Below are 380 nucleotides of genomic sequence, written 5' to 3'. Positions count from 1 at the left end.
GAGGCGCTCGACCCGCTGGTTCTTGATACCGGCCTGTCTGCCGCGAACTACGGATTTGAGTGGAGCCTTAACGGTACGGTCATAGCTGGCGCTACAGGGCCTAGCCTTATGCCGCAACAGGGCGGCAGCTACAGCGTAACGGTAACGGACACGAGCACGTCATCTGCGACCAGCTGTACCAGTACGGACACGGCAGAGGTGGTGCAGAGCGAGCCTCCGGTACTGGTTGTCGAGCTTGTAACACAAGCTTTTGCGGAAAACCACGTTATAGAAGCAACGGCCAGTGGCCCCGGCGAGTACGAGTACAGCCTTGACGGCGGCCCTTGGCAGGACGGCGGCACGTTCGATAACGTATCTCCGGGCCAGCACGAGGTGACGGC

General features: G+C 60.8%; 1 pseudogene. It reads left to right on the top strand.

Annotated elements, in window-relative coordinates:
- Positions 1–380, top strand: a pseudogene (locus LBV24_RS15405) (T9SS type B sorting domain-containing protein); the annotation flags it as partial.

It is taken from the genome of Winogradskyella vincentii (assembly GCF_020166345.1).
Classification (GTDB): domain Bacteria; phylum Bacteroidota; class Bacteroidia; order Flavobacteriales; family Flavobacteriaceae; genus Winogradskyella; species Winogradskyella vincentii.
This window is presented reverse-complemented; position numbering and strand designations above follow the sequence as displayed.